Annotated in this window: 1 protein-coding gene, 2 tRNA genes and 3 rRNA genes; all 6 read right to left on the minus strand. The window is 53.4% G+C overall.

Features of this window, described 5'->3' with window-relative positions; translation table 11 throughout:
- Positions 1 to 11 precede the first annotated feature (11 nt).
- The gene (locus ASD07_RS20405) at positions 12 to 1,727 is read right to left on the minus strand and encodes a M4 family metallopeptidase (RefSeq protein ID WP_055934453.1); all 1,716 of its coding nucleotides are present in this window, start codon (positions 1,725 to 1,727) and stop codon (positions 12 to 14) included.
- A 274-nt stretch (positions 1,728 to 2,001) separates the two neighbouring features.
- Positions 2,002 to 2,114: ribosomal RNA gene (gene rrf / locus ASD07_RS20410) — 5S ribosomal RNA — on the minus strand.
- Between the two features lie 208 nt (positions 2,115 to 2,322).
- Positions 2,323 to 5,194: ribosomal RNA gene (locus ASD07_RS20415) — 23S ribosomal RNA — on the minus strand.
- Between the two features lie 178 nt (positions 5,195 to 5,372).
- Positions 5,373 to 5,448 (minus strand) — tRNA-Ala (locus ASD07_RS20420).
- A gap of 19 nt (positions 5,449 to 5,467) precedes the next feature.
- Positions 5,468 to 5,544 (minus strand) — tRNA-Ile (locus ASD07_RS20425).
- Positions 5,545 to 5,609: 65 nt separating this feature from the next.
- Positions 5,610 to 7,140, minus strand: a 16S ribosomal RNA gene (locus ASD07_RS20430).
- Together the 16S, 23S and 5S rRNA genes with 2 tRNA genes alongside form the textbook arrangement of a ribosomal RNA operon.
- Positions 7,141 to 7,225: the final 85 nt, after the last annotated feature.

Below are 7,225 nucleotides of genomic sequence, written 5' to 3' on the forward strand. Positions count from 1 at the left end.
CGCTGCGCGGCTTATTCTGCCACGTCGGCACCCACGTTAATGGCAGCATAGGCGCGCTGGACTGCTTTCGCCTCGGCGCTATTGGCGCCGTATAGTTCCTGCGCTGCTGCCAGCACTTTCAAACGAGCGTCTGCGTAATTGGTCGACGAGGTGAACTTGGTGGTGTTCGCACGGAACCAGATACGGTAGGCCTTGTCGATGCCGATGCCGGTCATGGCCTTAGGCTGTTGGGTCAAGTATTGCGAATAGGTGTCACTGCCCACGGTAGCGCTGGAGCCCATGGCCAGGAAATAGAACATTCGGTTGTTCGGACCGCTGCTGTAGTGCACGTCCAGGCGCTTGATGGTGGACTTCCATGCATCAGGCGATTTGCTATCCTTGCTTGGCTTGTACAGCCAGCGCAGCGGCTGGCCATTCTTCGCAATTTCCTTGCCCATCACCCAGTCGTTGCTCGATGGGACGGGCAGCGAAGTACCGGTGCCGCCGGCGCGTGCATAGGCTTCCACGGCTTCGCCCGAGATGTCGGATGAAGACTCATTCAGGCCGCCGGATTCGCCCCGGTAGGTCAGGTTGGAAGTGGCAGCAGTGATGCCGTGGCCCATTTCGTGGCCGATCACATCGATCGAACCCAGGTTGTTGAAGTAGCTGCCGCCGTCGCCGATGAACATGCACTTGCAGCTGTCGGAGTAGTAAGCGTTGTCGTAAGCGGTGTTGACGTGGACGGCAATATAGGTCGCGGTATTGTTACCGTCGAGCGAGGACCAGTTCAGCACATTCTTGTGCATGTCGTAGGTATTCATCAGGCCCCACAGCGCATTCACCGCAGCGGTCTGGCCGTTGGCATTGGTGGTGCTGCCGCCGGCAATGTACTGCTGGCCGTCGCCCCAGACATTGGTGGCATTGCTGTATACCGCGCCGGCGCTGGTGCCATGGTTGGCATTGGTGATCGCCATCGCACCGAAGGTCCCGCCGGTGCCGCGGCTGCCATCGATCATCTTGTACACGCCGCCGGACAGGGTGGTGTTGATAGGCACGTCGCCGTTGTACTGGCTGTGGCCGGTACCGACCACATTCTGCATCGCGCTCCACTGGTCGAGGATGCGGCCGTCGCGGGCGCTGACAATGGTGTCGTAGAAGGCGCCATGGTGGCGGGTTTTCACCACGTAGGCCAGCTCATGACCGGCAACGACGTCCTGCACATCGACGGCATTCAGGTCTGCTTCAGCTTTGTTCTCGGCGCCGGCGGCACGCACGGTCTTCACGATAGGGAAGATGACCAGTTCGGCGGATGGCGGGTCGATCTCGGCGCCGGCGGCAACCATGTTGCGGCGGGCCTTGGCAATGGCTTCCTTGCCGCTAATGGACGGCTTGACATCGAAGCGCTTGCCCGTCAGGCCCTGGCGGCGTTCGCCAACCGATTCACTGACGATGTTGCCGCCCTGGTCGGTGACCACAACGGATTCGGATTCAAAAATGCGCACACCCTTGTAGGTGTGATTCACCCGGCTGATTGCCCTCCCCCGTTCGCCGGGGTGCTGGCTGGCGATGGAGTAACCATGGTCGGCATCCAGGCCATACTTGCCCCGCTCACCGTTCAGGGTCGACACCAGGCGCGCTTTCTCCTGGGCGGAGAAGGCAACCGGGCTGGCCATCATGTTTGGGGCGGCGCCGGCGTTGGCAGCAACCATGGCGATCGCGGCTGCGATCAAGCTTGTGCGAAATTCCATTTCTGTCTCCAAATGTCCCGATGAGGTGGGGTGTTATAGGGAATCTAACACTATCGGGACCCGAAGGCTGAGTCAAAATTTCTACAAATTGAGACATATTTGTGTTGCTTGTCTCGAACGCAACAAGCGGAAAAGCAAAAAGCCCGCTGGCACATGCCTAGCGGGCTTTTCTAATAAGAGCCTGACGATAACCTACTTTCACACTGGTTGCAGCACTATCATCGGCGCAGCAAAAAGCCCGCTGGCACATGCCTAGCGGGCTTTTCTAATAAGAGCCTGACGATAACCTACTTTCACACTGGTTGCAGCACTATCATCGGCGCAAAGTCGTTTCACGGTCCTGTTCGGGATGGGAAGGGGTGGGACCGACTTGCTATGGTCATCAGGCATAACTTGTAGCAYCGTGTTCAGTGAACACGATGCGCAATCTGGAAGAAGTAAAGTGGGTATCTCAAACACAGGCAAGTGCTGTATAACCGGCAAGGTTATAGGGACAAGCCGTACGGGCAATTAGTATCAGTTAGCTTAATGCATTACTGCACTTCCACNTGGGTATCTCAAACACAGGCAAGTGCTGTATAACCGGCAAGGTTATAGGGACAAGCCGTACGGGCAATTAGTATCAGTTAGCTTAATGCATTACTGCACTTCCACACCTGACCTATCAACGTCCTGGTCTCGAACGACCCTTCAAAGAGCTCAAGGCYCTGGGAAATCTCATCTTAAGGCAAGTTTCCCGCTTAGATGCTTTCAGCGGTTATCTCTTCCGAACTTAGCTACCCGGCAATGCCACTGGCGTGACAACCGGTACACCAGAGGTTCGTCCACTCCGGTCCTCTCGTACTAGGAGCAGCCCCCTTCAAATTTCCAACGCCCACGGCAGATAGGGACCAAACTGTCTCACGACGTTTTAAACCCAGCTCACGTACCACTTTAAATGGCGAACAGCCATACCCTTGGGACCGGCTACAGCCCCAGGATGTGATGAGCCGACATCGAGGTGCCAAACTCCCCCGTCGATATGAACTCTTGGGAGGAATCAGCCTGTTATCCCCAGAGTACCTTTTATCCGTTGAGCGATGGCCCTTCCATACAGAACCACCGGATCACTATGTCCTACTTTCGTACCTGCTCGACTTGTCGGTCTCGCAGTTAAGCACGCTTATGCCATTGCACTATTAGCACGATGTCCGACCGTACCTAGCGTACCTTCGAACTCCTCCGTTACACTTTGGGAGGAGACCGCCCCAGTCAAACTGCCTACCATGCACTGTCCCCGATCCGGATTACGGACCAAGGTTAGAACCTCAAACAAACCAGGGTGGTATTTCAAGGTTGGCTCCATAGGAACTGGCGTCCCTACTTCAAAGCCTCCCACCTATCCTACACAGATTGGTTCAAAGTCCAATGCAAAGCTACAGTAAAGGTTCATGGGGTCTTTCCGTCTAGCCGCGGGTAGATTGCATCATCACAAACACTTCAACTTCGCTGAGTCTCGGGAGGAGACAGTGTGGCCATCGTTACGCCATTCGTGCAGGTCGGAACTTACCCGACAAGGAATTTCGCTACCTTAGGACCGTTATAGTTACGGCCGCCGTTTACTGGGACTTCAATCAAGAGCTTGCACCCCATCATTTAATCTTCCAGCACCGGGCAGGCGTCACACCCTATACGTCCACTTTCGTGTTTGCAGAGTGCTGTGTTTTTATTAAACAGTCGCAGCCACCAGTTTATTGCAACCTTTTCGTCCTTCCACAGTAAAGTGGTCAAACTACCGAGGCGTACCTTATCCCGAAGTTACGGTACCAATTTGCCGAGTTCCTTCTCCCGAGTTCTCTCAAGCGCCTTAGAATACTCATCTCGCCCACCTGTGTCGGTTTGCGGTACGGTCTCGTATGACTGAAGCTTAGAGGCTTTTCTTGGAACCACTTCCGATTGCTTCGTGMRCAAGYKCACTCGTCCCAGTCCCTTGGATTAYGTACCCGGATTTGCCTAAGTACCTCCTATGAACCAGAAACTGCCTATTCCAACAGGCAGACAACCTTCCGCGATCCGTCCCCCCATCGCATCATACGACGGTGCAGGAATATTAACCTGCTTCCCATCAGCTACGCATCTCTGCCTCGCCTTAGGGGCCGACTCACCCTGCTCCGATGAACGTTGAACAGGAAACCTTGGGCTTACGGCGTGCGGGCTTTTCACCCGCATTATCGCTACTCATGTCAGCATTCGCACTTCTGATACCTCCAGCATCCTTTACAAGACACCTTCGCAGGCTTACAGAACGCTCTCCTACCATATCCTTGCGGATATCCGCAGCTTCGGTGACTGGCTTAGCCCCGTTACATCTTCCGCGCAGGACGACTCGATCAGTGAGCTATTACGCTTTCTTTAAATGATGGCTGCTTCTAAGCCAACATCCTGACTGTTTTAGCCTTCCCACTTCGTTTTCCACTTAGCCAATCTTTGGGACCTTAGCTGGCGGTCTGGGTTGTTTCCCTCTTGACACCGGACGTTAGCACCCGATGTCTGTCTCCCAAGCTCGCACTCAACGGTATTCGGAGTTTGCAATGGTTTGGTAAGTCGCGATGACCCCCTAGCCATAACAGTGCTCTACCCCCGTCGGTGATACTTGAGGCACTACCTAAATAGTTTTCGGAGAGAACCAGCTATTTCCAAGTTTGTTTAGCCTTTCACCCCTATCCACAGCTCATCCCCTAATTTTTCAACATTAGTGGGTTCGGTCCTCCAGTGCGTGTTACCGCACCTTCAACCTGGCCATGGATAGATCACTTGGTTTCGGGTCTACACCCAGCGACTAGCGCCCTATTCGGACTCGATTTCTCTACGGCTCCCCTATTTGGTTAACCTCGCCACTGAATGTAAGTCGCTGACCCATTATACAAAAGGTACGCAGTCACCCCTTRCGAGGCTCCTACTGTTTGTATGCACACGGTTTCAGGATCTATTTCACTCCCCTCCCGGGGTTCTTTTCGCCTTTCCCTCACGGTACTGGTTCACTATCGGTCGATTACGAGTATTTAGCCTTGGAGGATGGTCCCCCCATGTTCAGACAGGATTTCTCGTGTCCCGCCCTACTTGTCGTATGCTTAGTACCACCGCTTGGATTTCACGTACGGGGCTATCACCCGCTATGGCTAGAGTTTCCAATCTATTCCATTATCCAAACGACTATCACATACAGGCTCTTCCCATTTCGCTCGCCACTACTTTGGGAATCTCGGTTGATTTCTTTTCCTGCAGCTACTTAGATGTTTCAGTTCGCCGCGTTCGCTTTGCATACCTATGTATTCAGTATGCAATGACCTATAAGGCCGGGTTTCCCCATTCGGAAATCTTCGGATCAATGCTTGTTTGTCAGCTCCCCGAAGCTTATCGCAGACTTCTACGTCCTTCATCGCCTGTAATCGCCAAGGCATCCACCATGTGCACTTATTCACTTGTCCCTATAACCTTGACGGCTATAAGTTCAAGCACTTACTACTGTGTTTGATGAGTTTTACTACTACCCTAAGTGAATATCTTTCGATATCCGCTTAATAAAACTTTTACTTCTTCCAGATTGTTAAAGAACGATGAACTAAGMGTTCAAACCTAAGCATCTGTGCTTACGTTTGAARWCTTTGGTGGAGGATGACGGGATCGAACCGACGACCCCCTGCTTGCAAAGCAGGTGCTCTCCCAGCTGAGCTAATCCCCCGTGTGTGTTACTAAGGGGCTGGTAGGGCTGGTTGGGCTCGAACCAACGACCCCCGCGTTATCAACACGGTGCTCTAACCAGCTGAGCTACAGCCCCATTTGCTGTTCTTCGTATTACAACAGYCGATAAGTGTGRACGTTTGAGTCWGATRCCGACTCTAGAAAGGAGGTGATCCAGCCGCACCTTCCGATACGGCTACCTTGTTACGACTTCACCCCAGTCACGAATCCTACCGTGGTAAGCGCCCTCCTTRCGGTTAAGCTACCTACTTCTGGTAAAACCCGCTCCCATGGTGTGACGGGCGGTGTGTACAAGACCCGGGAACGTATTCACCGCGACATGCTGATCCGCGATTACTAGCGATTCCAACTTCATGTAGTCGAGTTGCAGACTACAATCCGGACTACGATACACTTTCTGGGATTAGCTCCCCCTCGCGGGTTGGCGGCCCTCTGTATGTACCATTGTATGACGTGTGAAGCCCTACCCATAAGGGCCATGAGGACTTGACGTCATCCCCACCTTCCTCCGGTTTGTCACCGGCAGTCTCATTAGAGTGCTCTTGCGTAGCAACTAATGACAAGGGTTGCGCTCGTTGCGGGACTTAACCCAACATCTCACGACACGAGCTGACGACAGCCATGCAGCACCTGTGTAATGGTTCTCTTTCGAGCACTCCCARATCTCTYCGGGATTCCATCCATGTCAAGGGTAGGTAAGGTTTTTCGCGTTGCATCGAATTAATCCACATCATCCACCGCTTGTGCGGGTCCCCGTCAATTCCTTTGAGTTTTAATCTTGCGACCGTACTCCCCAGGCGGTCTACTTCACGCGTTAGCTGCGTTACTAAGTCAATTAAGACCCAACAACTAGTAGACATCGTTTAGGGCGTGGACTACCAGGGTATCTAATCCTGTTTGCTCCCCACGCTTTCGTGCATGAGCGTCAGTTTTGACCCAGGGGGCTGCCTTCGCCATCGGTGTTCCTCCACATCTCTACGCATTTCACTGCTACACGTGGAATTCTACCCCCCTCTGCCAAACTCTAGCCTCGCAGTCTCCATCGCCATTCCCAGGTTAAGCCCGGGGATTTCACGACAGACTTACGAAACCGCCTGCGCACGCTTTACGCCCAGTAATTCCGATTAACGCTTGCACCCTACGTATTACCGCGGCTGCTGGCACGTAGTTAGCCGGTGCTTATTCTTCAGGTACCGTCAGCAGCTGCGGATATTAGCCGCAGCCTTTTCTTCCCTGACAAAAGAGCTTTACAACCCGAAGGCCTTCTTCACTCACGCGGCATTGCTGGATCAGGGTTGCCCCCATTGTCCAAAATTCCCCACTGCTGCCTCCCGTAGGAGTCTGGACCGTGTCTCAGTTCCAGTGTGGCTGGTCGTCCTCTCAGACCAGCTACTGATCGTTGCCTTGGTGGGCCTTTACCCCACCAACTAGCTAATCAGATATCGGCCGCTCCAGGAGCACAAGGTCTTGCGATCCCCTGCTTTCATCCTTAGATCGTATGCGGTATTAGCGTAACTTTCGCTACGTTATCCCCCACTCTTGGGTACGTTCCGATATATTACTCACCCGTTCGCCACTCGCCGCCAGGCCGAAGCCCGCGCTGCCGTTCGACTTGCATGTGTAAAGCATGCCGCCAGCGTTCAATCTGAGCCAGGATCAAACTCTTCAGTTTAATCTCTGTTTTTCCAGCATTGCTGCCGGAGGTCACTCACTCAAAATACTGACGAATCTCTTGCGAGATTACGTTTAATATATTT

This window comes from Duganella sp. Root336D2 (genome assembly GCF_001425005.1).
Lineage (GTDB): Bacteria > Pseudomonadota > Gammaproteobacteria > Burkholderiales > Burkholderiaceae_D > Rugamonas.

Excerpts from the sequence above, each read along its gene's own strand:
- ASD07_RS20405 (WP_055934453.1), bottom strand. The coding sequence starts at position 1,727 with ATGGAATTTCGCACAAGCTTGATCGCAGCCGCGATCGCCATGGTTGCT.